A 26,859-nucleotide genomic window follows, 5' to 3' on the forward strand; every position below is an offset into this window, starting at 1 on the left:
CTAGGTAGCTAGATTGGCTATTTTAGGCCTTTTAAATCATAAATAATCTTCGCGATATCTGTATTGTCCAAAAATCCTTGAAAGCGTTCTGCAGCGGGTCCAAACGCCATTAAGGGAACTGGAGTACCCGTATGGTCATTTGTAGCAAAGCTCGCCAGGACCCTACCAGATTTAGGATCCGCATCAAGCACAATCATTCCACCAGTTTCATGATCAGAAGTCACGATGACCAAAGTTTCTTTATCCTGTTCCGCAAATTCCAATGCTTGACCGACTAATCTATCAAAACTCAGATATTCTGTTATAGAAAAACCAGTAGAATTGCTATGACCACCACCGTCTATTTTCGCGCCTTCAATCATTAGGAAAAATCCTTTGTCATTTCCTCTTTTCAGGAAATCAATGGAGGGTTTCAAGGCATGTTCAATAAAGCGATAGGATGTTTTGATTTCCGATTGCTCTTTATCCAGTTTATTCCATTTATGGTCAACTTGGTCTTCTTGAAAAACTAAAAGTTGCTTAGCAGAACTTTTTTGAACGGTTTCCAAGGAGGTGCCAATTTCTATACCTTTAGATTTTAATTTCTTAATGAGTGAACTATCATTTTTACTGAAGGATTGGTTAGGACCGCCGATGAATAAGTTTATTTTGCTAAATAAAATGTCGTTAGCAATACTGTCAGAAAGATCTCTTTCATTGACATGAGTAAAAAAAGCAGAAGGGGTAGCTCCAGTGATTTCATCATTGGACACAACACCTGTCCTCATACCTAACGTGTTCAACCTGTCAGGCAGGTTATCCACTTTATTTCCCAAGCTATCGACTCCGATATAACGGTTCTTGGTCTTATGGCCAGTGGCAATTGCGCTGCCTCCAGCGGCAGAATCGGTATGGTAGTTATCAGTGGGTTGTGTCTTTAGATAACCGGTATAGGGCATGTTTAGTACATTCAGATTTCCTCTGTTAGCCATGGCAGAAGCCCAAAGCTGCGATAGTCCGGCACCGTCACTGATCAATAGAATAATGTTTTTCGGTTTTAATCCAGTTTTGAATTTCTCTTTAATCTGATAGGGGATGTAGGTAGAGTTCTCTTGATAAACTGTTTTTGGCTCATTGATCAAGAATTCACTTAACTCAAAAGGTTTGTCGGTATTGATGAAATCAATCCCTATTTTTTGCCATTCATACCAAGTGGTTTTTGTATCAGGAGCTGCCCAAAAACGGATTTTCTTTCCAAGCTTATGAACAGAGTCTACTTTAGTTTTTACTTTTTGTAAATCCTTGTCCGTTAATCTGCCGAGGCCATTCCATTTGGATAAAGAGCCAAAACTTGCACTAATAAGCCCTATTCTTTCCAACTCTTGTTGGTTGAATTTCTCATTCAACGTCCCATCGAAATAGAAGATTTCATCATATTTATGAAAATGTGCAGGCTTAGGACGGTTTCCACTTATAACCAACTTGACTGCCTTAGGATTGTTTTTGCTGTCAAAGAGGTCTCGATGCGGTTTCAACAACTTGGTCAGATGCTCTAAAATTGGAGCACCCTCGGTTTTTGGATCAATTAAGAGTTGCAATTGCCCTTTGTTAGGAAAGAGGTATCCATCCGAGCTATGCTTAAATGCTTCGAGTATTGGCTCTAGGTACAGCTTGCTAAAAGTTCTTTCTTTGGTGATGTCTTCAGGATCATGAGCAACATATAGTTCTCCGTCTTTTAAGAATAAATCTGCCTCAATAGACCCAAAACCTAGGCCGTAGGCCTGGTTAAAGGGATTATTACGTGTGTAGTCGTTATGCGAATGAGCATTAGGCAAAAATGCAATGGGCTTGACCTGAGAAAAGTTATTGAAAGATAAACTGCAAAAAAATGCTAGGCTCAGATAATATTTAATTCGATTCATTATAATGACTTAATATTATGGTTTTAGGTGTTTGTTTTAAAGTTAAGAATAAATGATTTAGCAAAATTAGGATGGGCCTATTATTGTTGTGTTATACTACCGTTACCTCATTGTAAAGTCTATCAGGTCATTTCATTCAAATATCAATTCTATTCTCTATTTTTATTTCATGAAAGACCTACAATATCCTTTACATTTCCAGTTTCGTGTTACGAGCCTTGCGAATGATTTTTCGGCAAAGGATGCCAATGGAAACAGTATCTACTATGTCCGTGAAAAGATATTCTCTTGGCGTGACATTATCATGGTCTATAGGGATGAAAGTAAGGCAGAATTGCTTTATGAGCTTCGGTCCAATAAACTCATAGACTTTCAGCAAACATTTACGATTACAGATCGCACTGGAAAATTGATCGGAAAGGTGAGGAGGAAGTCTATAAAATCTTTATGGAGGTCTACATTCAATTTAATGGATTCAAACGATGTTCAAGACCATACCATTAAGGAAAAGAACCCTTGGGTGAAGTTTTGGGATGGGCTTTTTGGCGAGCTCCCATTGATAGGGATATTATCAGGTTATATCTTTAACCCCGCGTATATCCTTCGAAATGATCAGGAAGAACCCGTTTTTGAAATTATTAAGGAACCTTCCTTCTTTGGTCGAAAGTTTACAGTTAATAAATTAACCCAGCGTGAAGTCGATGATGAGCGTTTTGTCCTCAGTCTAATGCTGATGGTCTTGATAGAAAGAAGGAATGGCTAACTACCATTCCTTCTTTTATATTTAACAGCAACCTGAACCTGGAACACAGCAAGAACCTTCGATTACATTCAGGTCTGCCAAATTCAGCTTTTGCTTTTTGGGAGGAATCCCACAAGAATCTTCCGCCAAACAAGCAGTTTTTTTGTTCTTTAGGAGAAACTGTTTGCCATTGAATTCCAGATCATATTTTCCAATAGTATCTGCCTGGTATTCTACTTCAATCTCTCCATCCTCAATTTGTAGCTTATCTTCTGATAATTTTATGATGTCCAATAATTTTCGCGGTTTTAGTCTAGGCTCAAAATCATCGGCACTCCATAATTGGAAATTCACGACCTTCTCCTTGCGGATTGTTCCACCGCAGTCTATAAAATTCTTAAGGATACTTCCTATTTCCGTAACATGAAAATGTTCGGGAACCTGGGTTCCGTTTTCCAGTTTAAACTCCACATTGTCCAATGTGGGAAGGATTTCTTTTATTTCTGATAGTTTCATGGTATTAGTTTTAATCTATATATCGTAATATTGCGATACTTAAGGGTAAAAAAAATGCTAACAGCATTTTTCATTTTTAAATGGTTTTTCAAAGAAATGATGGATTTCTTCCTGGAGTTCATTCCATACCGTTTCATTGATACAATAGCAAACACTCTTGCCTTCAATGCTTCCTTGGATGATATCAACACTTTTAAGCTCCTTCAAGTGTTGGGAAATAGTGGCTTGCGCCAAGCCTAGTTCGTCCACTAAATCATTGCAGATACAGCCTTTTTGCTTTACGATATGCTGTAGAATAGCAATCCTGGCAGGATGGCCTAATACCTTGAAGTAATTGGCCAATTTGTTCTGTTCCTCGGTAAAGATCTCACTCTTAGTAATTCCCATAGCAATTCTTTGTATCGCAATATTACGATATAATGTTTTTTAAATCAAATTTGAATTAAAAAATCCCTTACTGCAATGAGTAAGGGATTGAAATACAGTTCGATAATTTTCTTATCTATTGTTTTTGTAAATGGCGTATGTGAATTTCAAACTACCATTTTCATCAAATTCATTCTCTTTTACCGCATTGATTTTTTCCAATGCTTTTTGAGAACGTGTGTTTTCTGAGGCAACATGGAAGATTACCTTATCCAATTTTTCAAAGGCAAAATCCATCATCAAGTTTTTTACGGACTGGTTGTATGCTCCACCCCAATATTCTTTGGCAAGGAAGGTATAACCGATAGCTATTGACTTTTCATTTCTATCATAATGATAGAATGAAGTGGCACCAATAACCTGTTCAGTTTTGCTGTCAATTATCAAGTAGGGGATATCAGTATCAATCAGTTTTTGAAAATATCTGGTAAAACCCACCGGTGTATAGCGATTGCTGTCAGGATGTTGAGCCCAGATTTCTGGATCTGACGCAGCTGCAAATACCCATTCAAAATCATTTTTGATCATGGGGATTAATTTTACCAAATCGTTGCTTAAGGTTTTTCTTTCCAACATAAGCTATTATTTAATGATACGTTTAATTTTATTGGATTTCTTAATCCATTTATGTACTGCATCGTAATCTTCTTTTTCAATCTTTTCGTAGATATGTTGCAGTTGTTTGATGTGCTCTTCCAATACTTCCAAAACATTATTTCTGTTCTGCTTGAAGATTGGAGTCCACATATCGGGAGATGATTTTGCCAGACGGACGGTCGATTGAAAACCTGAACCCGCCAATTCAAAGATCCTTCCCTGAGATTTTTCCTTTTCCAGAACGGTAAGGGCCAATGCAAAAGAAGTCAAGTGGGAAATATGCGAAACATAGGCAGTATGCATATCATGTTCCTCTGCCGTCATAAAAGAGGTTTTCATTTCCAGCTGCTCCGTTACGGAGTCTGCCAATTCAAATGCATCCTCATCCGAGCGGAATGCTTCTACATAGACCATCATTTTATCCTTAAACAAATTAGGAATTGCTGCTTCGGGACCAGAATACTCTGTACCGGCCATTGGATGGGCAGCTACATATCTACCGCGGTTTGGATGATCCTTGATGAGGTTCAGGATATTAGACTTGGTAGATCCCATATCGATGATGACCTGATCTGTCGCAATATCCAATAATTTTGGCAACAAGACCATGATGGCATCTACAGGAATAGTAAGGACAATGACTTTACAGGACTTCAATGCTTCCTCTAAGGTTTGGATTTCATCTACCAGACCTAATTGAAGAGCCTTCTTTTGATTTACTTCGCTTTTTTCTACTCCGATAATCTTTTCGAAGAGTTTGGTTTCTTTAAGTCGGATACCGATGGAACCACCGATCAAACCTATTCCGACAATTGCTATATTCATTTCAAATATTATTCAAATTTTTAAAAAATGGTTTAGGATCTAATCGATCGCTTTCTTGATTCGGTCGATAGCGTTCTCAAAGACTTCGCTTTTTGCACAAAGGCTGATACGGATGAATTTTTCCCCTTCAGAACCAAATATTCCTCCAGGAGTAATAAATACATGCGCCTTATATAGGACATCATCACAAAGTTGAAAGGAATTCTCAAAACCTTCCGGAATCTTGGCCCATACAAATAACCCTACTTGGTTGGTATCATAGGTACAACCTAATAGATCCATGATTTCAAAAACTTTTTCTCTCCTAATCTTATATTCCTGATTCAGCTGGGTATACCATTCTTTATCTAAGCTCAAGGCTTTCGCTGCGGCCAATTGAAGCGGTAGAAACATACCAGAATCCATATTGCTTTTGAACCTCATGATCTGACCGATCCTGTTTTCATTAGCGATTAACATCCCAATTCGCCATCCTGCCATATTGGAAGATTTACTCAGGGAGTTTAGCTCAATGGCTACATCCATTGCACCGGGAACTTCCATGATGCTTTCGGGATGCTCATTCAGGATAAAACTATATGGATTGTCATGGCAGATCAGGATCTGGTGTTTCTTCCCAAACTCAACGATTCTTTCAAAGAAAGAAATGTTGGCCAATGAACCAGTAGGCATATGCGGGTAATTGATCCACATTAATTTCACCTTACTTAGATCCCTAGATTCGAGTTCCTCAAAATCAGGAAGCCAAGAATTTTCAGCCTTCAAGTTATAGGTAACTGGAGTAGCTCCGGTAATGGTTACCGCACTTGAATATGCCGGATATCCAGGATTCGGAATCAAGGCTTCATCACCTTCTTGAAGGTAGGTCATACATATATGGACGATCCCTTCCTTCGAACCAATTAATGGAAGGATTTCAGTATTAGGATTTAGTGAAACGCGATAATATCGAGCATACCAATCAGCCATGGCAGTTCTAAGGGCAGGAGCGCCTTTATAACTTTGATAACCATGAGCGGTTGATAATGCTGCCTGCTCCTGAAGCGTTTTGATCACTTCGGGATGAGGAGGCAAGTCAGGGCTGCCGATGCCAAGGTTAATCACCTGCGCACCGTTCCTGTTCATCTCATCGATCTCTCTCAACTTCTTCGAAAAGTAGTATTCTTCAGTTCGTTGAAGTCGTTTCGCTACTTCTATTTCCATTATTTATTTTAATTTGGCGATAAAATTATAAAATCTTAATGGTTTTATTTCAATTATGATAAATAATAAACCTACTTTTTGAATAATTAATGACCGATTTTCAATAAAATCAACAGTAATTTAAACATCCACTTTTTTTTAACCTTTTTTAATTTTATTAAATACCCAAATCCTTTAAAATCTGACCTTAACAGAGTGCAATTATTTTGCTCAAAAATAATTAATAGGAAAATGCCTGCTTGATTAAAAATTTTAACTAAAACAAAGTCAGTTAGTTTAGCGGTTTAGGATGAAATATCGATTTATTTACGGTATAGCTTTTTAAATGATGTTTGATTTGGTTTGATTTCCATTTTTACCCATTAGGGTGTCACTAAAGCATTTTTTAATGTTTACTTAAACTACAAAGATTAACCAATTATTTTTGTTAAGTGTCGTCTTACCCACGATTTTACTATGTAAAAACCTGTTCATGTAAAATTAATTTTAAAGAAAATAATAATTAAAGATTTAAAAGTGTATTTTCGTTTAAATGATAGTGTAACACAACAAAGAGTAAAAAATTTTCTTTAATTATCTAGACGCATGAAAGTATCTGAATTATCTGGTGTAAAAGAGATTGCTCGAAGAGCAAATGTATCCATAGCCACAGTCGATAGAGTCCTCCATAATCGAACTGGCGTAGCGCAAAAAACTAAGGAAAAGATATTGTCCATAATCAAGGAAATGGATTATAAACCAAATATCCTTGCAAAAAGGTTGGCGTCCAAAAGAGTATATAAATTTGGTATCCTGATTCCCAAGGAATGCTCAGAGGCAGATCAATGGAATGCACCTGTTTCAGGTATTAAGGAAGCCCTTTCTGAATTTGGTGATTTCGGAGTGGACTTACGTTATTATTTCTTCGATACAGAAGACCGTTTGAGTTTCATAGAACAAAGTGAAGAGCTATTAAATAAGCATATAGACGGTGTTATTGTGGTTCCCATTTTTATCAACGAAACAAGGGAATTTGCTGCAAAATGTATAGAAAGGCGGATTCAGTTTGTCTTTATTGAATCTCAGGTCCCTAAAGTCCATCCCTTAAGCTATATCGGGCAAGACCTTGAACAATCAGGAAGGGTAGTAGGGCATTTATGCCAGTACCTTATTCAACCCAAAGATGAGATTTTAGTGGTCAATGTGGTCAGGGAGAAAGATTCGATCCAGCATTTGGAAGAAAAGATCAGGGGATTCGAGCAATATTTTCTGGACAGCCATTATAATTGCTCCATTGACAGCTTTAACATCGAAATAAACGAAAATGATGAATTCTCCGTTTTCATGGATGATTATTTGCTGAATAAAAACCCTAAACTTATCTATGTGACGAATTCAAGAGCCTATATTGTTGCGAGTTACCTAAAAAATCGCGGTTTAGATCATATCAAATTAGTTGGCAATGGCTATCATAGCAAGAACATTGAATTCCTGAAAGATGGCATCATTGATTTCTTGATCTGCCAGAAACCTTTGGAACAGGGTTATAAGGCTTTTCTTGCCTTATATGAGTTCTTTATTGCTAAAAGAAAGGTTGTTAAGTTGCAATATATGCCGATTGATATTGTTACCCGGGAAAACTATCAATATTATGAAAACTAAATCTTATTAATCAGTCAAGAATATAAAACCATTTAATTGTGATTTTGATGCTTGGGTTCCAAGTTCTTTATAGGTTGGATTTTGACATTTATTTGCAACAATTCAATGCCATCAGGATCGAAAATCAGCTTAGATTACAATTTTTATTACATTTGTAATCTTAGTAATCTGCATGAAGACATACTTTAGACTGCTCTCGTTCGCGAAACCCATAGAAAAATATGCTATTCCTTATATCATATGTACTTTGATAATGGTGGTGTTCAGCACCTTGAATTTAGCATTATTAGCACCGCTATTACATACTTTATTTAATTCCCAAGATGCCGTAATCGAACCTATTGCCAAGCCTGAAGGCTTTGATGTGATGGGTTATTTCAATTACTTTGCCTATGACCTTAACTACCGTTTAGGTCCATACAATGCCTTGAAATATGTCTGTATCGTCATAGTAGCTTCTGTATTTATCAGTAATCTTTTCAGGTACCTTTCTCAAAGGATTATGGAGAACCTTAGGATACATACCTTGTTAAATCTGAGAAAATCGGTTTTTAACAATGTCATGAACCTTCACCTTGGTTATTTTTCCAATCAACGCAAAGGTGACATCATTTCCAAGATTGCTTCCGATGTACAGGTAGTTCAGTTCTCCGTTACGGGAACTTTACAGGTTGCTTTCAAGGAGCCCTTGCAATTGATTGCTTATTTGGTCATGCTGTTCCTGATTTCTGCAAAACTGACGGTTTTTTCTTTATTGGTCATTCCGGTATCGGCCTTTTTTATTTCCAAGATCGTTAAAACCCTAAAGCATCAGGCCCAACAGGGGCAAAAGATCTATGCCAATATGATTACCTTATTGGAAGAAGCTTTGTCCGGTATAAAAATCATTAAATCATTCAATGCTGTTGAATTCATTAAAGGAAGGTTCAATTGGGAGAATGATGAATATGCAAAGATTAACCGTAGGATGGTACGCCGTCAACAGATGGGATCTCCAGTATCCGAATTGTTGGGCGTGGCTATGGTCGCGGTAATCTTGCTTTACGGCGGACACCTTGTTTTAAGTGGTCAAGGTGATCTGGAAGCCTCTGAATTCATCGCTTATATTGCCATTTTCTCTCAAGTGATGCGCCCAGCAAAAGCACTGACCGATGCATTTAGCAATATTCATAACGGTATTGCTGCGGGTGAACGTGTATTGCAGCTTATCGATGAGAAAAATCAAGTAGCAGATAAACCGAATGCCTTGGATATCGAACGTTTTGATAGCAAGATTGAATTCAATAATGTCTTCTTCGCTTATGAGGAAACACAAGTCTTGCAAGATATTAACCTAACCATCAATAAGGGTGAAACTGTAGCGCTCGTGGGACCTTCGGGTGGAGGGAAATCAACTTTGGTAGATTTAATCCCTCGATTTATGGATGCTACGCAGGGGGCAATATTGATAGACGGGATCGATGTCAGGGATCTAAAACAAGATTCCCTAAGAAGAATAATCGGTGTGGTTAATCAAGAGTCGATCTTGTTCAATGATACGATATTCAATAATATAGCTTTTGCGAATGCAGAAGCAACGGAAGAGCAGGTAATCCAAGCAGCGAAGATTGCCAATGCTCATGATTTCATCATGGGTACCGAAGCAGGCTACCAAACCAATATCGGTGACCGTGGATCCAAGCTTTCCGGTGGACAGCGTCAGCGTATCTGTATTGCCAGAGCAGTTTTGAAAAATCCTCCAATCATGTTATTGGATGAGGCAACTTCTGCGTTAGATACCGAGTCTGAACGTCTTGTGCAGGATTCCCTGTACAAACTTATGGAGAATAGGACCACCGTTGTTATTGCGCACCGTTTGAGTACCATTCAAAATGCAGATAAAATTATCGTCTTGGAAGCTGGTCGAATTGTTGAAGTCGGTTCGCATTTGAACTTGATCGCTCAAAATGGTCTTTACAAACGCCTGATTGATATGCAACAATTTGTAGAAGCTTAGACCTCCAAAATTTAGCTTTTTCGGGTATGTTTTCCTACATTTGTATAGTAAGGACTGCGAAATGGAAGCAACAGAAAAATTATCGTTTTTATTGAACGACAAAAGTTTATCGAATGAATTAAAGCTAATTGCAGAGAAGGTACTTAATAGCGAGCGTATTACATTTGAAGAAGGTGTATACCTTTATGAAAACGCAGAATTAGGATATTTAGGCGTATTAGCAAATTATATCAGAGAGAAAAAGCACGGAGATTATACCTATTTTAACCGTAATTTCCATATTGAACCAACTAACGTCTGCGTATATGACTGTAAATTTTGTTCCTATTCGAGATTGATCAAGAACAGGACAGAAGGTTGGGAAATGGATGTTGATGGTATGATGGACATCGTGAAAAAATACGATGGCGAGCCTGTAACCGAAGTCCATATCACTGGGGGAGTTGTCCCTAAACAAAACCTTGAGTTTTATGCTGAGTTTTTTAGACGTTGCAAGGAGCATCGTCCTGACCTGCATATCAAAGGTCTGACACCTGTAGAATATTACTACATTTTCAAGAAAGCAAAATTGAGCCATTATGAGGGTATGAAGTTCATGCAATCCTGTGGTTTGGATTCCATGCCGGGTGGTGGTGCTGAGATCTTTCATCCAGAAGTACGGGAGAAGATCGCGGACGATAAATGTAATGCAGAACAATGGCTGGATATCCATGAGCAGGCACATAAATTAGGAATGCATACTAATGCAACCATGTTATATGGTCATATCGAAGAATACTGGCACCGTGTAGACCATATGGAACGCTTAAGGGAATTGCAGGACAAAACAGGGGGATTCCAAACTTTCATTCCATTGAAATTCAGAAACAAGGATAACCAAATGGACCATGTTCCTGAGGTATCCGTTATTGAAGATTTGAGGAATTATGCCATAGCGAGGATTTATCTGGATAATTTTGCCCATATCAAAGCGTATTGGGCGATGATCTCTCGAAATACGGCTCAGATGGCCCTAAGTTTTGGAGTAGATGATATCGATGGCACATTGGATGATACCACCAAGATCTATAGTATGGCAGGTGCAGAAGAACAGACCCCTGCGATGAGTACGAAAGAACTGGTTGAATTGATCAAGAATGTTGGTCGTCATCCGATTGAACGTGATACCCTTTATAATGTGGTCACAGATTATAAAGATTTTGTATTTGAAGAAACCAATCCAAAGAAACAATATTATTCTTTGCCTGTCGTAAATTCATAAGTCGGAGCTAAATTGAAGAAAACATTTTATTTTATACGTCACGGTCAAACCGATTTAAATTTAAAAGGTATTGTGCAAGGTAGAGGAGTGGACAGTCCATTGAATGACAATGGATTTAAGCAGGCCCAAGCCTTCTACGATGCATATAAAAATATCCCTTTTGACAAGATTTATACCTCAACCTTATTGAGAACCCACCAAACGGTTTCTCCTTTCCTTAAAGACGGTGTTCCAATGGAACAATTGATGGGCTTGGATGAGATCAGTTGGGGAATCTATGAAGGGCAGGAGCAGACTGAAGATATCCTGTCGGGATTTGATAAAGTGGTTACCTCTTGGAAAAACAATGATCTGGATCTTGCTATTGAAAACGGGGAATCTCCAAATGCCCTTGTCTTTAGACAGAAAGAAGCCGTTGATTACATGTTGGAGCAAGAAGACGAAGAAACGATTTTGGTCTGTATGCACGGTCGTGCCATGCGGATAATGCTCTGTCACCTGACTGAGGTACCTGTATGTAAAATGGATGACTTTCCGCACACTAATACCGCTCTATATAAATTAGAGTATGAAAACAACAGTTTTTCTATTGTTGATTATTACAACACAAAACATTTAGAAGGTTTGTTAAATGAATAAGATTAGAATATCTGCAGTTTCTTATACCAATACATTGCCCTTTTTGCAAGGAATAAGAAATTCAGATGTAATGAACGATATTGAGCTTTCTGTAGATTATCCGTCAGAATGTGCTCGTAAGGTTATTGCCGACGAATCTGATATGGGTATTATTCCCACTGCCGCCTTAACCGACCTAAAGGAATACCATTATATCGGTGATTACTGTATTGGTTCAACCGATTATGTTGATTCAGTTTTTATCTTCTCCACGAAACCTATTGAGGAAATCAATACCCTGCTATTGGATAAGCAATCAAGGACCTCAAATGGTCTCGCTAGGATCCTCTTGAAGCATTACTGGAAGAGAGATGTGGAAATTGTCACGGAAGGAGCGGCTGATGCCTATGTATTGATCGGTGACAGAACCTTTGGTAAAAAAGAGCAGGTTCCATATGCCTATGATATGGGGCATTATTGGAAAGAGTTGACAGGCTTGCCATTCGCATACGCCGTCTGGGTGTCGAATAAGAAATTACCTGATAGTTTTGAGGAAAAATTCAACGCTGCATTAGCTGATGGAGTTTCAAGACCCGATGATGTCATTCCTGGTTTGCCAATTTTCCCCAATTTTGATTATCATAAATATCTAAATGAAAATTTGAATTACCATTTGGATGATGACAAGAAAAAAGCCATTGAACAGTATTTGAAATGGTATAAAGAACTATAAAAAATGCCCCGAAAATTTTTCGGGGCATTTTTAATTTTTTCAGTTTCTTAATTCATAAATGAAATTAGGAGCATTAGCCAACCAACGATCATCAACAGACCGCCCAAAGGGGTGATAGGTCCAATAAATTTCATATTGAATTTCAAAAGGTCCTTAAAGCTCAAGATATAGATGCTTCCTGAAAACAGGATACATCCCCAAAACAGACCATAATATGCCCAGTTTTCAATAGAACTGGAGAAATCAAGATGAAAACCAATGATCAGCAAAGTAATGGCAGCATACATTTGGTAGCGGACTCCAACTTCAAAGGAACTTAATCTTTCTTCAGATAACACCTTCTTTAGGGCATGAGCACCAAATGCTCCAAGCACAATGGAAAGAATTCCTAGGACAGCTCCGGATATTAATACAGTTTGGTTCACCTTTTTCTAATTTTTGATTCTTTATTTCGCTTTTTTGATCTGTGCTAGTATTTCGTCTTCGGTTGCAACGCCTGATTTATTCCAAGCTTCTTCACCTTTTTTGAAAAGTAATAGTTGAGGGATGCCACGGACATTTAAAACTTTCATCAGTTCCTTGTTCTGGTCTGCATCTATCCTCACCACCTTAACTTTTCCGGCCTGTTCCTTTTCAATCTTTTCAATGGTAGGTTTCAACTCCTGGCAAGGAGCGCACCATACAGCAGAAAAATTAACCAAAACCAGATCAGATGAATTGATGATCTTATCAAAATCTTCAGTGCTTAAGCCTTTGCTTTCCTTAGCGTTGTCAGGTTTAATCTCAGGTTTTTCTGCACTTCTCCAATCCATCATGCCACCTGAATAGTCATATACCTTAAAACCATTTTCAGTCAGTAATGCCGCAGCTTGTTTGCTTCTTCCACCACCTAGGCAATACACATAAACAGGTTCATTTTTGTCTAACGTTTTGATGGACTCCTTGAAGTTTTCTTTTTCGTTCCAATCCACATTTACTGAATTTGGAATATGTCCGCCGGCATATTCAGCAGCAGTGCGCACATCCAATAATTGGGTTTGAGGTTTTGCTATGACCTCTTCCATTTTTTTTGCATCAATTTTTTCTTGCGCATTTACCTGTAAACAGGCAAGCCCAATCAATGCGGTGAATAATAATTTTTTCATGTTCTATGTTTTTCTTTCTGCCTAAAAGCTTAGCCTTTACGCAGGTACTTTGTTAATATAACGATTGTTTGCCCTTCAATCTTACCTTCAATCTGTTCGGTATTGTCAGGAACAAGTCTAATATTCTTAACTACGGTACCCAATTTCGCTGAAATGCTTGAACCTTTTACGTCCAATGTCTTGATAAGCACCACGGTATCACCTTCAAACAAACGGGTGCCATTTGAATCCTGATGAAATTCTACGGTTGCTTCAGCTTCATGGTCTCCAGTTTTCTTAGCCCATTCTAGGGTTTCATCATCTAAATAAAGGATATCTAAATTATTGGCTGCCCAGGCTTCATTTCTCAATCTGCTCAACATTCTCCAAGCCACAACTTGAACTGGCAAATGCTCTGACCACATGGTATCTCCAAGGACTTTCCAGTGTTCCGGATCAATCTGTTCGGTTTTTTCTATCTGTGCTCTGCAAACAGAACATATCAAAATGCTGTTATCTAAAGAAGGGTTGGAAGCAGGAGGGACTTCGTAAATGTCCAGGTTTTCGGATGAGCGACATAATTCGCATTGACTCTCACTTCTATTTTTCAGATCGTCTAATAACATATGTTTGGTAATATATAATGATTTCAAAGATAAGCATTTTAAATGAGGGGAATGAATTGTACCTTTAACCAATATTATCACCTGATAATACCTATGGCAAAGAATTTGTAGTGTAACCAAAACAAACTAAAATTAAATAAAGAAATATTTATGAAATGGCAAGGCGGCCGCCGCGGCGGAAATATCGAAGATCGTAGAGGGATGTCCGGTGGACAGAAAATGACTCTTGGGGGAATAGGAGGTGTTATCGTTTTGATTATCGGCTTCTTAATGGGCGGTGATCCTAATGATTTGTTGAACCAGATGCAAGGATCAGGGCAACAAGGGACAGTCAATGAACAAGGTGAATATCAATCTACGCCTGAAGAAGATAAATTAATGGATTTTGCTGATGTAGTTTTGGCCAGTACTGATGATGTATGGGGCAAGATTTTTCAGGAAAATGGAAAATCATATCCCAAACCAACCATGGTGGTGTACACCGAAGGTACCGAAACTGGTGGTTGTGGTGTTGGTCGATCAGCTTATGGACCTTTTTACTGTCCTGGTGACCAAAAAGTATATCTTGACCTCAGCTTTAACCGTGAATTATCTCAAAAATATGGTGCAAAAGGTGAATTTGCTTTAGCTTATGTTATTGCGCATGAGGTAGGTCATCATATCCAAAATATTTTTGGAGTTCTATCGCAAACCAATGCCATGCGAGCAAAATTGAGCGAACGTGAAAACAATAAAATCTCGGTGATGACCGAACTGCAAGCTGATTTCTATGCTGGGGTATGGGCACATCACTTAAATAAATCTACCGATGTAGAGATCACTTATGATGATATCGTTGAAGGAATGCGTGCAGCAGCAGCTGTAGGTGATGACCATATCCAAGAACAAGCGTATGGACAATCTAATCCAGAATCATTTACACACGGTTCATCAGAACAACGTATGTACTGGTTCAAAAAAGGATATGATACCGGCGATATCAATGCTGGTAACACCTTTGAAGATCCAAGCTTGCAATAAGCTACTGAACTAAAAGATTGCAACCTCGGATATCCGAGTTGTCAAACCTACCCAAGATTTCAAAGGATCCATCTGTATGGAACTTTCCAAGGTCTTGTGTAGCTATAAAGGAACAGGAATAATAATTGGCTAAATCAATGACATTTATTGCTCCTGTTTTTTTATTGTCCAATAAAGACAGGGGATCATTGGTGTCACGTATCAAGATTTTCATCCAGTTTGGGGTATGGAATAAACCTTCACCATCAGAATAGCCTTGAGAAAGCAATTCGGTCATGCCATATTCAGAATGTATGCTCTTCACATTAAACCCCTCACATAATATCTGATGCAATTCCTCACGGATCATTTCCTTTCTCTTGCCCTTCATCCCACCTGTTTCCATCACAATCAAGTCAGGGAAATCAATTCGGTATTGCTCAATGAAATCCAATAGGGCATATGTCACTCCGAATAGGACAGTCTTGGTCCCCGACTCCTTGAGTTTGTTCAATGTTCGTTGCAGATCCTCATGGTTGTATAGGAAATAACCACTTTCGGGTTGATTAGATCGGTTAATGAGGTCGTCTACCATATAGATCAGGGATGATCCTGAACGCTCTAAATAGGAGGGCAATAAGGCTACTATGGCGATGCCTTCGATCTTACCATAAAATTGCTCGAAAGCTCTCCTGAAACTTTTCACATACAAATCACCCTTTGCGACAAGATGTTTGCTGGTAATCATACCTGTTGTACCTGAAGAAGAGAAGGTCACTTCCGGTTCCAAACCTTCTATGATTACTTCCTGCGATTTAAAGAATTGGATAGGGAGAAAAGGGATTTCACGGTAATGCTGTATTGCTTCTGGATTCACTTTTAAAATATCCAGAAATTGCTGATAGACTAGATTGTTCTTGGCTTGGAATCTAAAGATTTCAACAGCACAATTGTTAAAGTCTATTTCATTTTGAATAGTGAATATTTTGTCCGAAATTTCCATTGCTGCAAATATACGACAACAAATATTAAATGTTTTTTTAATACCGTCGAATTTCAAAAATCCCAAAAAACAGATAAAAAAAGTTCGGGTCAAGCTTTGACCTTATTCGAGACATATTCCGAAATTTCCGAATATGTCTCGAATGAGACCAGAACTTGACCCGAAGAATTATACTCAAATTCTTTCGATCTTATAACATTCCTCCACAAACAGGGATCACCTGTCCAGTGATATAGGAAGAGAGGTCTGAAGCTAGGAACAAACAGGCATTGGCAACATCTTCAGGTTCACCAGCACGTTTTAATGGGATATTAGCTTCCCAACCTTCAACAACCTTAGGGTCCAATACATCAGTCATTTCAGTGCGGATAAATCCAGGAGCCACTACGTTGGTACGGATGTTTCTTGATCCCAGCTCTTTAGCAAGGGATTTAGAAAAACCGATGATACCTGCTTTAGAAGCTGCATAGTTAGCTTGTCCAGCATTTCCTTGTACACCTACTACAGAACTCATGTTGATGATGCTACCTTTGCGGTTTTTCATCATCACCTTGGAAGCAGCTTTAGAAACGTTGAAGATTGATTTCAGGTTGATGTTGATTACATCGTCCCAGTTTTCCTCTGTCATACGCATCAATAGACCATCTTTAGTGATTCCGGCATTGTTAACGACGATATCAAGGGTTCCAAAATCAGCAACGATATCATTGATTAATTTATCAGCTTCATCAAATTTAGAAGCGTCAGAACGGTATCCTTTTACTTTTGTTCCGAATTGTTCAAGTTCTTTTTCTAGGGCTTGGCCTTTTTCTACCGAAGAAAGGTAGGTGAAAGCAACGTTCGCTCCATTTTGGGCAAATACTTCAGCAATTTTTCTACCGATCCCTTTGGATGCCCCAGTAATCAAGGCTGTTTTTCCGGCTAACAATTTCATATAAATAAATATTTATGTTCAATAATATAAAGTCCACAAAAGTGGAAAATAAACTGCATAATACAAAAAATGAATAGCAATAGGAAGGATTCAATGACATAATTAAAGAAAGATGGACAAACCTTCTTTTCATTAACCTTTCCAGTGTCACCTTGAGGAACGAAAGGACTCGGAACCATCCAATCTTCATTTGAAATGGTTTTCTCATCTTTGGAATGCAGTTTGACCGCATTCTCTTCGTTACTTTTAGAGCCCAAAAGTAACCAAAACCAAACCGACAAAGGAGCTCACGGACACCAATTTTCTTCGTTACTTTTGAAGCCCAAAAGTAACCAAACCGACGAAGGAGCTCACGGATACCAAAAACAACTCGAATCCGTAAAGGCTTCGGCTCATTTAAGATGGCTTTTCGCACAATCATCTGCACATGAAAAGAACGCCTTGTTGTCGGGAATATCTTCCTTCAAAATTCTCCTTTAGATGGAGAATTTTTTGAAAGCATTCCAAGGCCAATCCCATCGCAGGGCAACGGCATTCTTTCCATTTTTCCGCCATTGGAAATGAGCCGGAGGCTAAAGGGCTTCCTTCGGAAGGATAATGTATATTTATATATTTTGAGAAACCCCCAGAGGGGGTGGAATCTTTGTAGAAGTTGGATGTTTGAAATGGCCAACCCCTAGCGAGGGTGGAATATTTTTCCATATATTTTTTATTTTATACGGGTCTAAAAAGAAAAAAAATAGTTTGCTCATCTTACGATTTGGCAATGACAACGATCCTTAAAAAAATAAAAAAATAGATTCTTCGTTTCACTCTGAATCCCTCTTTTTCGCATTTTGATTCTGAACGATTAGTGAAGAATCTGTACGGTTCTCCTCCAACAGGTCCTGTCATGCTGCACCACAGGTGCAGGAACTGTACGCTAATGCAATGATTCCCAAAAATTGGTTTGGAATGTTCCGAGATCCTTCCTGCGTCAGGATGACCGGCTTAGCATTATAAAAGGTATGTTACAGATCCTTCCTTCTTTAGGATGAAGCAGATAATATGTGGCGGGCTATGCAATAGTCCCTACGCAAATTTGTATTAAAACCGCATTCAATGGTTTACGATCTTGGTCTATCCTCCCATCCATTCAATCCTGGTTCTTCCCCAGATCTTGGCCTATCCTCTTATCCCTTTCATCCTGGTTCAAACCTCCGGCGGGTGAGCCTGTCTAATCCAAAACCACCCCTTTTTAACACTCAGAAATCTAAAAAAATAGGATTATGGTAGATTTGAATAAGGGAATAGGTGTTTATTGATAAAATCACAATTATTTGAAATGTTTCTGACAAATTTATTCGCTATAATATAAAGCGAATATTAATTTTGTATTTCATTTAAAAACCATGGGTAAGAAAACAAAAAAAACGGAGGTTGACGTCGTTCTGATTGGTGGAGGCATCATGAGCGCGACGTTAGGTACGTTAATTAATGAGCTGAGTCCAGATATTAATATTGAGATTATCGAGCGTTTGGATGTTGTTGCTGCAGAGAGTTCAGATGCGTGGAATAATGCCGGTACAGGTCACTCGGCACTTTGTGAACTAAACTATACACCAGAGCAGCCTGATGGAAGTGTGAAAATTGATAAGGCAATCAGTATTGCTGAACAATATGAGATTTCCAAGCAGTTTTGGTCTTACCTAGTAGAGAAGAATATTATCAAGAACCCTAATCATTTTATCCGCCGCGTTCCGCATATGTCGGCCGTTTTTGGCGATAGAGATGTGCAGTTCTTGAAGACCAGATTTGAGACCATGACCAAACAAAATCTATTCAAAGGTATGGAGTATACCGAGGATAAAACTTTGTTGAATGAATGGGTTCCCTTGATGATGGAAGGCAGGTCAGCTGATGAGGCTATTGCTGCTACAAAAATGGATATCGGTACTGATGTGAACTTCGGTGCTTTGACCAGAGATTTGATTACTTACTTGGATGGAAAAGACAATATCAAGTTGTCCTTGAACCAAGAAGTTAAAGATATTGACCGTGAGGATGATGGTAGATGGGAAGTAGAAGTTAAAGATTTGAAAACAGGCAAGAAGAGAGAAATCTTGGCTAAGTTTGTTTTCATCGGTGCAGGTGGACACTCTTTATTGTTGTTGGAGAAATCGGGAATCCCTGAAGCTAAAGGCTATGGTGGTTTCCCTGTTGGAGGACAATGGTTGAGATGCAATAATGAAGAGATCATCAAGCAACACCATGCCAAGGTTTATGGAAAGGCATCAGTAGGTGCTCCTCCGATGTCGGTTCCGCATTTGGATACCCGTTATATCGATGGAAAACAAGCTCTGTTGTTCGGTCCTTATGCAGGTTTCTCGACCAAATTCTTGAAAAAAGGATCTTATTTCGACTTGCCGGCATCCATTAAACTTTCCAATATCCGTCCGATGTTATCGGCAGGATTGGATAACCTACCATTGACTAAATATTTGATCACCGAGGTGATGAAAAAACCTCAGGACAAATTAGATTCCCTGAAACAATTTATGCCAACCGCTAAATTGGAAGATTGGGAAATCGAAAAAGCTGGCCAACGTGTACAGGTTATCAAAAAAGACCCTAAACATGGTGGTATCTTGGAGTTCGGAACTGAGGTAGTTTCCAGTGCCGATGGATCCATTGCTGCCTTATTGGGCGCTTCACCAGGTGCATCAACTTCAGTAGCAATCATGATCAACTTATTGAAAAGATGTTTCCCTGACCGTGCAAAATCTGATTCTTACCGTAAGAAATTGCGTGAGATGATCCCATCTTGGGGCAAGAAGTTAAATGATGACGCCGAGCTGTGTCAATCAACAAGAAATCGTACCTCTGCAATTTTGCAGATCGATAAATAATATTCACAATACTTATGGGGTGCTGAATATGTCCCGTTTATGACGGGACATATTTTTAGGCTGAGATGATACCCAATTCCGGTTTTGATCGGAATGAACCTGATCCAGGTAATGCTGGCGTAGGAATAAACAAAGATCCTTTCCCTTATCTCCATAAGTGCTTATACCATTCAGCGAAATTGGAGGAAATCTTTAATAACATTATTCAAACATTGCAGCAAACGTCCTGGTTGGAAAGGTTTTCTGTGATCTGTGGCATTATCCAAGTCCTATTGTCCAAGAACAATAAGGTATCCAATTACCTGTTTGGGATAATGGGGATTACGACTGGGATGCTGGTTCTGTACAATGCCGGGCTATATGCTGAAATTGCTTTACAAATCTATTATTTGGTCATGAGTATCTATGGCTGGTGGTTTTGGATAAGCAATAAGACCGCAAAGGAACAGCCCATTACCCATTCGACTAAGCAAGAATGGGTTACCGTCCTCAGCATCGTATTTGGAGGTTTCTTGATCTTTTACTTTTTGCTTCGCAGCATTACCAATTCCGATGTGCCTATTTGGGATGCTTGGGTGACCTCCACAGCCTGGGCTGGTATGTGGCTTTTGGCGAAAAGAAAAATTGAAAATTGGATCTTGCTCAATATCAGTAACCTTTTTGCCGTACCACTTTTGATCCATAAAGACCTTTACCTATTCGCAGCACTGACCACGTTTCTATTTATAGTTGCCATTTTCGGTTACCTAAATTGGAAACGAATCATGAAAATCCAAAAATTAGAATTAAATACAGACAATTAAATGTTGATATCAGAACAAATTCAGATCATAAAGGAATTACAGGCCGAAGGAATCAAGAATAAGGCGCTTACGAAAGAGCAACTTGACCTTGTGTACCAAAACAACTGGTTTAATCTTTGGGTTCCGAAAACATTAAACGGCTTGGAAATGTCCTTTCCAGAAGGCTTGGACTTATTGGAAGAGCTGGCTTATTGGGATGGCGGATTGGCCTGGACGGTAACCTTATGTGCTGGTGCGAATATGTTTGCAGGCTTTATACAACCTGAATTTGCCAAAAGCCTCTGGTCTGATCCCAAGATCTGTTTGGGAGGCAGCGGAAGAGTCGGAGGGAAGGCAATTGATGCTGGAGAATATTTTGTGGTTTCTGGTTATTGGAACTATGCCACCGGTGCTCCTCATTTAACCCATTTCACTTTCAATGCTGAAATCATTAATAATGGAGAGGTACTGAAAAATGAATCAGGCGAGAATTTATATTTTTCCTTCCTGGTCCCAAAGGATGATGTACTCATCCATTATGATTGGGATACCATAGGGTTGGAATGTACCGCGAGCCATTCCTTTTCCTTTCAGGACCTGAAAGTGCCCAAGGAAAATGCTTTTGTACTTGATCCTAAAGCTAAACAGTCTAATTCGACCCTTTTTAATATTCCTTTTATGCCATTTGCAGAATTGACCCTATTGGTGAATTATGTAGGTATGTTCAAGCGGTTTTTAGACCTGTGCGAAAAGTATTATTTCGAGAAATCAAAAGATAGCCATTGGGCGGAGAAACATAGTAAAACTAGGTTTAAACAGCTGGATCAATTACGCACAAAATTTGAAGGGAAGGTAGGCCAGGTGAAGGCTTATGCTGTTGAGCTATGGCAAAATGCCAGTAAAGGGAAAGAGGTTGAGGCGGATCTGTATTTGAAAATTGGAGAATTATCGAGAGAAATTGCAAAAGATGTGCGTATGGATTGTGCCGAGATATTGCCTTTGTTGGGAATCAGAGCAGCGCAAAAGGAAAATGAATTGAATATCGTATTTCGGAATTTATTTACGGCAAGTCAGCATAGTTTGTTGAATGTGTGGTAGGATAAAACAACTCCCTAAAAGGAATAATATCTAGGGAGTTGGTAAAATAAATCTAAGATACATCAGCGTTATCTTGGAAGTATGCCCAAGTTAATCCATCTGTTGCATCGACTATCGTATAACCAAGACCAGTTTTAATGATATAAAACCCATTAGGGTTATAGATATAACTTGTAGTGATATTCATGGCTCGGAGTATTGCAGGGTTAGTAGAGGGGATGCCTTCCAAAAATGGAATAAACCTAAGGATACCATTATCTCCAAATCTAGCTACAGGTCCATGGTTACTACCAGCTGTGGCCCCTCTTAAACCAATAGCCATAAACCAGAAATAGGTTTTATATTGCTCATTATAATCATAATTTGGCACAAGAGTAAACGAAGTGAAGTTTGGTAGTTTTTGAAAGCCTGCAATATCAGGTTGATTTCGCTTTCCAAAGCCTTGAGAAGATGTCCACCATAAAATTTTCGTGCCGGCAATGGTAAATTCCTTTGCTGTTTTTATGTCGTAAACTTGTGGTTTGCCGACATTCGAGATATTTATGCCATCTTTAGAACTTAGCGAAGTTGAGTTGAGCCTTAAACCTTCCATCAATTTTATTTTCACACCATCAATTTCAATTGGTCTAACTAGGGATAATCCATTGCCATTAAAGAAATAATTTGATTTCGTAACGACTGGATTTTGATTGGTTCCAGAATAAAATAAAAATTGCCGTGAATTGGTGTCGATTTCTAAACCAAAGGTTTTGCCGTTTTGCTTATAAGAAAAGAAGAATTTCGGCATTTCCATCAATTTCTTAATTTTTTCTTGGTCTGCAATAATAGAATTACCTTTCAACTTGGTTAATTTTTCTGGAGTACATTTTGTCAAAGTCAATATTGATTTTTTGGTTTCACCTTCCAAGATAATCGTATCATTCTTGATGATCTTGTACGTGAATAAGGTGTCGATATGTAGAGCATCAGCAGCGAGATTACCAAATTTACTGGTTTTTGGAAATGACAATGAAGCATTGGTATTTACAATTCCAATGTGATAATCTGTATTGTCAAATCTTAAAAAATTCCTGGAGAAATCACTCATGAATTCAGAAGACTTTTCTGTGTTAAATCCAAGATAACCATAGGTTGCAGTTTGATTTGGACCATATTCAAGGGTAAATTCCCAACCTGTTTTATGAGCCGCTATGGCATCTTTTAATTGTTGTAATTTTACTTCCGGTTTCTCCCAGACTTCCTCAACTTCAAAAGTTTTCAGTTCTCCTTTTTTACAAGAAAACAGGACACAAAGGGATAATATTAACCATATATATTTTTTCATGATATTTATTATTTAAATCTTATCCAAACCCTACTATCTTTCACACTTACAAAATCGAATTGTTCATCTCCCGTTTCAAAAACGTAAAATCCTTTTGGTTCAAACCAAACCTGATTTTGATTTTTAACTATTTCTTCAAATTCTGGCCCAAAGCTCTGTCCCGCCATTTCACGAACTACCTTGAAGGATAAAATACCTTGATTGTTATATAAAGTGGTAAAGACGGGGCCAAGATTGTACTCGTTGAAAAATATGATAAACAAGGCATCAAAAGGATCTATGTACATTCTTGGGATATATAGAAGGAAATTGAAGCCAGGAAAAGTTCTAATACCTAAAGCGTCTTTTTTTCCAGCGATCGTAAACCCAAAAGAGGATGCATATCTTTTATTGATCAGGTACATTCTTCTTGGTGCATCTTTATCGATAGAAACTGGTTTGTTTTGATCAAGGATTTCAATATCTACAGTACCATTTAATTTTGCTGTTGTTTTATTGTTGGTCTTGTTGATGATGAAGTTATCAAAACCTTTCACGGCCAAGCCACCTGCATTTAATGGGTCCTTTAGAAAAATGCCTTTATCGGTAAGGGCATACTCTGTAATAAAGCTTTTGAAAGTAGAGTTCTCTTCATAATAAAAAGCAATATTGTTGGTTTCAGTATTGAAAATCACACCATAATCCTTATTGTTGATTTTTACAGTTTTATAATAGTTTGTCAACTGGTTGATTTCTTCGACTTTTGCATTTAAGAGAAACGCTTTTCTAATATAGTCGTCACCTTCATTTTCCTTGGCTCTGACTAAAGTCAAGGTGCTTTCATTATGATTTCCAACTAATTTTATGGTATCTGTAGAAGTTTCAATGATTGAAAATTCAAAATCAGAAATCAAACCACCACCTCTTAATCCTCCACTTTTTTGTTCATCTGGGTCAGACAGCTGATGTATGTAAGAATATGTATCAAAATATAGACTGACAACCTGATCCGCTGCTAAGCGGTAAGAACTTTCGTCGGAGGTGCCAGCTTTGATATTATCAATAGTGGCAAAGCTTTTAACCCTGTTTTTATCGTCGAAATTGAACTTAAAAGTATAACTTCCGCCACCTTTTGGATATAAATATCCGATCCATCCATTTTTCGAGCCTGTTAATTGCTTAGCATATTCGTCTTTTAATTTATTCAATTTGGCGTCAGGTCGCACTCCTTCAAATTCCTTTTTACAAGAAATTAGGAGCAAGCACATGATCAATGAGAAAATTATTGGTTTCATTTTGTAGTTGGTTTAGTTAACGATAAGAATGCGGCTCGAACTTCCCTTTGAAGAGCCCTGAAATCAATGTTGAAAACTTCCTTGTAGTACTGGACAACAATGCTCTCTTTAAGACGAAACGTCGCCTCAACTGGAGTATTGGCTTTTACTAATGCATCGAATTTTTCTTGTCCTTCCACCAACAAGTAAGCAATCGTTTCAACGAAGTCTTCTTGTTCCGCAGATTTTGCATAACTCGACACAAATCCCTGTGCATTTGCTGTTTCTTCTGGCGTATTGAACCAAGTTTGTGTATACCATGCTGTACTTATGCCTCTCCATGCCTGAGGGTAATGAATATTCTGATGCAGAATATGGGCAAACTCATGGTGAATGGTATGGAGCATCTGACTGACTGTCTCAGGTTTTGAAAAATCAAAGTCATTTACTACATATAAAACGACCTTGGTTCCGCCTTCGGCAGTCCCCAAAATAATAGTACCGTTGTTTTGGTATTCCGCACTGCCAACCAAAATAAACTTGGATAGAGAGTACCTTTTCAGAAATTCTTTCCCAGCAACTTTTTCATAGGGTTTCATCCAGATATCCCTAACAGCCGTTAGTACAGGAATCACTTTTTTTTCTTGGGGCGGAACTAGCGTCCTATTAAAATTGATTTCGAAGGGAGTCCATTTGTATTTGATCTCAATATTATAGGATTTAATAAATTCTTGGAAGATAAATCTATCAATTGGACCGTTTGCCCATCTTTCACCGCCTAAATCCACAATTGGTTCGTCTGGCAAAGTTTCCTCTTTGGCACAAGAAGTTAATAGGGAAATTAGTAGTAGGAATATTGCACATTTATAATGTTTCATAACGATTTTATTTTATCTTGGATTGGGTTGAACACCTGATAAAACGACCTCAGCAGGTAACTGGAAAAGTCGCATTGGGCTATTTGCACTTAGAATGTAGGTTTCTTTTTCATCATGAGTTTTATGTACCACAACGATTTTATGTCGAGCGATATCAAACCATCGAAGTCCTTCAAAAAGAAATTCCCTTCTCTTGAAGTCTAGGGCAGCTTTAATAATGTTTTCTTCAAGATTTAAATTCCCGTAAAATGAGTTTAATCGATTGACATTGACATTATGGATATTTGGTTCATAAACAGGGATATCTGCACCGTAAAAGACTTTTCGACTGATGAACGTATTTAAGTCTTTGATTCCTTTGTCGTAGTTTTTAATGCGAGCATATGCTTCCGCACGGTTTAATAGTAACTCATCTGCAGTCAAGAGTGGTATCATATTATAAGGTATACCGTAGGCTGCATTTAGACTACCTTTTACAAAATGTTCTCTAAATTTTGGGATATTCAAGGAATAATCCGTTCCACCATATATAGGGTATGCAAAACGACCCGTGGTAATATTGTCTCCATAGATTAATTCAGCAAGTATAGGAGCGGTAAATCCAAATCTATTGAATGCTAAATCTCTACCCCAAGATGAAACGGCTTCCACTAACAAAAGATTGGTTGGGTTTTCCGTGCTTGAATACCATTGTTCCAGAGTCAAGTATTCCAAACCAGCAAAGGCTCTATTATTTACTGGCCTAATATAATTGGAAAGGTCCTCGCCAAGTGCAAGATTGCCATGTTCAACCGCTTTTTGATAGTTATGTTTAAATAAATAAAAGCGAGTTGCAAAGGCATGGGCTGCAGCTTTGGTAAAATGGTATTTTTTAACCTTATATCTATTGTCATCAAGTAAGGGAAGTCCTTCCACGATATCTTTTTCAATGAGGTCATATAGACCCTTAACTGTTCCTCTTTCATATTTATTAAGTACAAATTTTTCAGGAACAGCTATGAAAGGAATACCTGGATCTGTGCTGGAGGTAATAGGATCATAATCTTTGCAGAACAAGATGGCTAGCATATGATGTGCATAGGCTCTAGTCAAAAGGGCTTCGCCTTTTAAAGACTCAGTTTGTTTGTTTAACCCAATTTTTTCTATGGCTTCCAATGCATGATTAGACGCACTGATGGCCTTGTATGCGGCATACCAATAAAAAGTGGGGGAATCGGAATCATTGGTCTCCACATCGATGAACATCCAAGGGTTCATATTCGTTTGAACGTTTGAACTGCTGGTCATTCCCTTATCTCCAGCGTTATCTGATGCAGATTCCGTAAAGGGAATATAATTTCCCCTAGGATATGCAGAAGTTAGAAGTTCTGCAATCTTGCTGGGAGAATCTAATTCTGTCCTTAAATCTGGTGGGGTTTCCAAAAATTTAGAACATCCCAACAATAGAAAGGCAGAAAGGACTGTTAATAATACATTTGTTTTCATAATAGT

At 38.3% G+C, this 26,859-nt stretch carries 25 protein-coding genes and 1 riboswitch; of the genes, 10 read left to right on the top strand and 15 right to left on the bottom strand.

Features of this window, described 5'->3' with window-relative positions; genetic code table 11:
• Positions 1-17: 17 nt before the first annotated feature.
• Complete coding sequence (locus tag NLF99_RS18285; RefSeq protein WP_254529983.1) at positions 18-1,901, bottom strand: alkaline phosphatase; 1,884 nt, start codon at positions 1,899-1,901, stop codon at positions 18-20.
• A 169-nt stretch (positions 1,902-2,070) separates the two neighbouring features.
• Here NLF99_RS18285 and NLF99_RS18290 point away from each other — a divergent pair, with 169 nt between their 5' ends.
• The gene (locus tag NLF99_RS18290; protein WP_185211895.1) at positions 2,071-2,664 is read left to right on the top strand and encodes a hypothetical protein; all 594 of its coding nucleotides are present in this window, start codon (positions 2,071-2,073) and stop codon (positions 2,662-2,664) included.
• A 21-nt stretch (positions 2,665-2,685) separates the two neighbouring features.
• Here the strand turns inward: NLF99_RS18290 and NLF99_RS18295 are convergent, their stop codons facing one another.
• From NLF99_RS18295 to NLF99_RS18315, 5 genes are all read right to left on the bottom strand, one after another.
• Positions 2,686-3,159: a DUF6428 family protein gene (locus NLF99_RS18295; RefSeq protein ID WP_254529985.1), complete on the bottom strand. Its 474-nt coding sequence runs from the start codon at positions 3,157-3,159 to the stop codon at positions 2,686-2,688.
• Between the two features lie 57 nt (positions 3,160-3,216).
• The gene (locus NLF99_RS18300) at positions 3,217-3,546 is read right to left on the bottom strand and encodes a helix-turn-helix transcriptional regulator (protein ID WP_254529987.1); all 330 of its coding nucleotides are present in this window, start codon (positions 3,544-3,546) and stop codon (positions 3,217-3,219) included.
• A gap of 111 nt (positions 3,547-3,657) precedes the next feature.
• A complete protein-coding gene (locus NLF99_RS18305; RefSeq protein WP_185211898.1) occupies positions 3,658-4,161 on the bottom strand; it encodes a GNAT family N-acetyltransferase in 504 nt (167 codons plus the stop codon).
• A gap of 6 nt (positions 4,162-4,167) precedes the next feature.
• Positions 4,168-5,007 carry a prephenate dehydrogenase gene (locus tag NLF99_RS18310; protein ID WP_185211899.1) on the bottom strand — a complete coding sequence of 280 codons (840 nt, stop codon included), beginning with the start codon at positions 5,005-5,007 and terminating at the stop codon, positions 4,168-4,170.
• Positions 5,008-5,046: 39 nt separating this feature from the next.
• Positions 5,047-6,210, bottom strand: coding sequence for a pyridoxal phosphate-dependent aminotransferase (locus NLF99_RS18315; protein ID WP_254529989.1), 1,164 nt, complete (start codon positions 6,208-6,210; stop codon positions 5,047-5,049).
• Between the two features lie 585 nt (positions 6,211-6,795).
• Here NLF99_RS18315 and NLF99_RS18320 point away from each other — a divergent pair.
• The 5 genes from NLF99_RS18320 (at position 6,796) to NLF99_RS18340 (ending at position 12,459) form a co-directional block, all read left to right on the top strand.
• Positions 6,796-7,851 carry a substrate-binding domain-containing protein gene (locus NLF99_RS18320; protein ID WP_185211901.1) on the top strand — a complete coding sequence of 352 codons (1,056 nt, stop codon included), beginning with the start codon at positions 6,796-6,798 and terminating at the stop codon, positions 7,849-7,851.
• A gap of 172 nt (positions 7,852-8,023) precedes the next feature.
• Complete coding sequence (locus NLF99_RS18325; RefSeq protein ID WP_185211902.1) at positions 8,024-9,847, top strand: ABC transporter ATP-binding protein; 1,824 nt, start codon at positions 8,024-8,026, stop codon at positions 9,845-9,847.
• A gap of 61 nt (positions 9,848-9,908) precedes the next feature.
• Entirely contained in the window at positions 9,909-11,108 is a 1,200-nt protein-coding gene (gene mqnE, locus NLF99_RS18330; RefSeq protein ID WP_254529991.1) for an aminofutalosine synthase MqnE, read from the top strand.
• A 12-nt stretch (positions 11,109-11,120) separates the two neighbouring features.
• Positions 11,121-11,747, top strand: a complete 627-nt coding sequence (locus tag NLF99_RS18335) for a histidine phosphatase family protein (protein WP_185211904.1) — start codon at positions 11,121-11,123, stop codon at positions 11,745-11,747.
• Positions 11,740-12,459 (top strand): menaquinone biosynthetic enzyme MqnA/MqnD family protein, encoded by a 720-nt coding sequence (locus tag NLF99_RS18340; RefSeq protein WP_254529993.1) that lies wholly within the window; start codon positions 11,740-11,742, stop codon positions 12,457-12,459. The genes NLF99_RS18335 and NLF99_RS18340 overlap by 8 nt, the downstream gene beginning before the upstream one ends.
• Before the next feature lie 47 nt (positions 12,460-12,506).
• Here the strand turns inward: NLF99_RS18340 and NLF99_RS18345 are convergent, their stop codons facing one another.
• Genes NLF99_RS18345 through NLF99_RS18355 form a run of 3 tightly spaced genes read right to left on the bottom strand, consistent with a single transcriptional unit; the run spans position 12,507 to position 14,209 of the window.
• Positions 12,507-12,884 carry a DUF423 domain-containing protein gene (locus NLF99_RS18345; RefSeq protein WP_185211906.1) on the bottom strand — a complete coding sequence of 126 codons (378 nt, stop codon included), beginning with the start codon at positions 12,882-12,884 and terminating at the stop codon, positions 12,507-12,509.
• A gap of 21 nt (positions 12,885-12,905) precedes the next feature.
• Positions 12,906-13,604 carry a thioredoxin domain-containing protein gene (locus NLF99_RS18350; RefSeq protein ID WP_185211907.1) on the bottom strand — a complete coding sequence of 233 codons (699 nt, stop codon included), beginning with the start codon at positions 13,602-13,604 and terminating at the stop codon, positions 12,906-12,908.
• A gap of 29 nt (positions 13,605-13,633) precedes the next feature.
• The gene (locus NLF99_RS18355; RefSeq protein ID WP_254529995.1) at positions 13,634-14,209 is read right to left on the bottom strand and encodes an alkylphosphonate utilization protein; all 576 of its coding nucleotides are present in this window, start codon (positions 14,207-14,209) and stop codon (positions 13,634-13,636) included.
• 150 nt (positions 14,210-14,359) lie between these two features.
• Here NLF99_RS18355 and NLF99_RS18360 point away from each other — a divergent pair, with 150 nt between their 5' ends.
• Positions 14,360-15,229, top strand: a complete 870-nt coding sequence (locus NLF99_RS18360; RefSeq protein ID WP_185211908.1) for a neutral zinc metallopeptidase — start codon at positions 14,360-14,362, stop codon at positions 15,227-15,229.
• Position 15,230: 1 nt separating this feature from the next.
• On the opposite strand, the gene NLF99_RS18365 is transcribed toward NLF99_RS18360, so the two are convergent.
• Together NLF99_RS18365 and fabG are read right to left on the bottom strand one after the other, a co-directional pair.
• Positions 15,231-16,211 (bottom strand): acyl transferase, encoded by a 981-nt coding sequence (locus NLF99_RS18365; protein WP_254529997.1) that lies wholly within the window; start codon positions 16,209-16,211, stop codon positions 15,231-15,233.
• Between the two features lie 190 nt (positions 16,212-16,401).
• Positions 16,402-17,145 (bottom strand): 3-oxoacyl-[acyl-carrier-protein] reductase, encoded by a 744-nt coding sequence (fabG, locus tag NLF99_RS18370; RefSeq protein ID WP_185211910.1) that lies wholly within the window; start codon positions 17,143-17,145, stop codon positions 16,402-16,404.
• A gap of 1,391 nt (positions 17,146-18,536) precedes the next feature.
• Here fabG and NLF99_RS18375 point away from each other — a divergent pair.
• The 3 genes from NLF99_RS18375 to NLF99_RS18385 all read left to right on the top strand — a co-directional run bounded on the left by NLF99_RS18375 (position 18,537) and on the right by NLF99_RS18385 (position 21,913).
• Positions 18,537-20,033, top strand: coding sequence for a malate:quinone oxidoreductase (locus tag NLF99_RS18375; protein ID WP_185211911.1), 1,497 nt, complete (start codon positions 18,537-18,539; stop codon positions 20,031-20,033).
• A gap of 5 nt (positions 20,034-20,038) precedes the next feature.
• Positions 20,039-20,176: riboswitch (TPP riboswitch) on the top strand.
• Positions 20,177-20,263: 87 nt separating this feature from the next.
• Positions 20,264-20,836: a nicotinamide riboside transporter PnuC gene (pnuC, locus tag NLF99_RS18380; RefSeq protein ID WP_254529999.1), complete on the top strand. Its 573-nt coding sequence runs from the start codon at positions 20,264-20,266 to the stop codon at positions 20,834-20,836.
• Positions 20,837-21,913 carry an acyl-CoA dehydrogenase gene (locus tag NLF99_RS18385; protein ID WP_254530001.1) on the top strand — a complete coding sequence of 359 codons (1,077 nt, stop codon included), beginning with the start codon at positions 20,837-20,839 and terminating at the stop codon, positions 21,911-21,913.
• A gap of 52 nt (positions 21,914-21,965) precedes the next feature.
• On the opposite strand, the gene NLF99_RS18390 is transcribed toward NLF99_RS18385, so the two are convergent.
• Genes NLF99_RS18390 through NLF99_RS18405 form a run of 4 tightly spaced genes read right to left on the bottom strand, consistent with a single transcriptional unit; the run spans position 21,966 to position 26,853 of the window.
• Entirely contained in the window at positions 21,966-23,237 is a 1,272-nt protein-coding gene (locus tag NLF99_RS18390) for a DUF4302 domain-containing protein (RefSeq protein ID WP_254530003.1), read from the bottom strand.
• An 8-nt stretch (positions 23,238-23,245) separates the two neighbouring features.
• On the bottom strand, positions 23,246-24,511 hold the full coding sequence (locus NLF99_RS18395; RefSeq protein WP_254530005.1) for a DUF4302 domain-containing protein: 1,266 nt from the start codon (positions 24,509-24,511) through the stop codon (positions 23,246-23,248).
• Positions 24,508-25,368 (bottom strand): substrate import-associated zinc metallohydrolase lipoprotein, encoded by an 861-nt coding sequence (locus NLF99_RS18400; RefSeq protein WP_254530007.1) that lies wholly within the window; start codon positions 25,366-25,368, stop codon positions 24,508-24,510. The genes NLF99_RS18395 and NLF99_RS18400 overlap by 4 nt, the downstream gene beginning before the upstream one ends.
• 12 nt (positions 25,369-25,380) lie before the next feature.
• The gene (locus tag NLF99_RS18405) at positions 25,381-26,853 is read right to left on the bottom strand and encodes a RagB/SusD family nutrient uptake outer membrane protein (protein ID WP_254530009.1); all 1,473 of its coding nucleotides are present in this window, start codon (positions 26,851-26,853) and stop codon (positions 25,381-25,383) included.
• Between the last annotated feature and the right edge of the window lie 6 nt (positions 26,854-26,859).

Source organism: Sphingobacterium sp. LZ11T8, assembly GCF_024261425.1.
Classification (GTDB): domain Bacteria; phylum Bacteroidota; class Bacteroidia; order Sphingobacteriales; family Sphingobacteriaceae; genus Sphingobacterium.